This window comes from Nocardiopsis sp. NPDC058631, assembly GCF_042716955.1.
Classification (GTDB): Bacteria; Actinomycetota; Actinomycetes; order Streptosporangiales; family Streptosporangiaceae; genus Nocardiopsis.
On sequence record NZ_JBHXQY010000207.1, the window covers coordinates 1 to 1,282 of the forward strand.

Annotated in this window: 1 protein-coding gene; it reads right to left on the bottom strand. The window is 70.3% G+C overall.

The window, feature by feature from the left end:
• Positions 1 to 25: 25 nt before the first annotated feature.
• A complete protein-coding gene (locus ACFWTE_RS29980; protein ID WP_378783325.1) occupies positions 26 to 1,033 on the bottom strand; it encodes a tryptophan--tRNA ligase in 1,008 nt (335 codons plus the stop codon).
• Between the last annotated feature and the right edge of the window lie 249 nt (positions 1,034 to 1,282).

The following is a 1,282-nucleotide window of genomic DNA, read 5'->3' on the forward strand; positions in this document are numbered from 1 at the left end:
CGGCACCACCGCCCCCGCTCGGGTGTCAGGCGACGCCGACGGCGGCGCGCACCCTGTCGAGGGTGGTGCGGGCCCGCTCGCGGGCGCGCGCGGAACCGGCCTCCAGGACCTCGTCGATCTCGGAGGGGTTCGCCATCAGGTGGTCGTAGCGTTCGCGTTTGGGGCCGAGTTCGGCGTTGACCGCCTCGAAGAGTTCGTTCTTGAGCTCGCCCCAGCCCATGCCCCCGGCCTCCAGGCGCCGGCGCACGCCGGCGACGGTCTCGGCGTCGGCGAAGTGGCCCAGGAGCTGGAACGGCACCGAGCCGTCGGGGTCCTTGGGGTCCTCCACCGGGGTGGAGTCGGTCGGAATGCGGCGGATGGCCTTCTTGAGCTTGCTCTCCGGCAGGAACAGCGGGATGTGGTTGTCGTAGGACTTGCTCATCTTGCGGCCGTCGGTGCCGGGCAGGATGCTGCCGTCGCCCTGGTCGATGACGCCCTTGGGGACCGGGAAGGCGTACGACCCGCCGAAGCGGTGGTTGAAGTACCCGGCGATGTCGGCGGTGTACTCGATGTGCTGGGACTGGTCGCGACCGACGGGGACGTGGGTGCCCTCCATGAGGAGGATGTCCGCGGCCATGAGGATGGGGTAGTTGTACAGCCCCATGTTGATCCCGGCGTCCAGGTCGGTGGCCCCGGCCTCTGTGTTGCGGTCGCGTGCGGCCTTGTAGGCGTGCGCGCGGTTCATGAGGCCCTTGGGGGTCAGCGCGCCCAGGATGGTGGTGAGCTCGAAGGTCTCCGGCACCTTGGACTGCTGGTAGACGATCGTCCGCTCCGGGTCGAGACCGCACGCGAGCCAGGTGGCAGCGCCCGACCGGATGCTGTGGCGGAGCTCGGCCGCGTCCTTCACCGTGTTGAGCGCGTGGTAGTCGGCGACGAAGTAGTACGTGTCGTACTCCAGCGCCGCGGCCAGGGCGGGCTTGATCGCGCCGACGTAGTTGCCCAGGTGGAAGTCCCCGGTGGGCTTGATACCGGTCAGGTAGGTGTTCGCTGCCATGCCTTCAGCCTAGCGGCGTTCGCGGGCGCTCCCCCGCCCCGGTCCGACCGCCTGCCCGCCGGCGGTGTGGACGGGGCGCTCCTCCGCCGCTTCGTGGCGCGGTCCGCCGTCCCCGGTGGACGGTGGGCAGCGGAGGGCCCCGGGGCGCTTCTTCGGATGCTGTTGGCTATTTCGGGGTCCTGATCACGTCGCCCCGTCGAGCTGTTGCTCGGCGGGGCGAAGCGCTGCGAAGTGACTGATGCGGGTACG

What these genes read in the sequence shown, in the direction of transcription:
- ACFWTE_RS29980 (WP_378783325.1), bottom strand. Translation starts at nt 1,033, where the DNA reads ATGGCAGCGAACACCTACCTGACCGGTATCAAGCCCACCGGGGACTTC.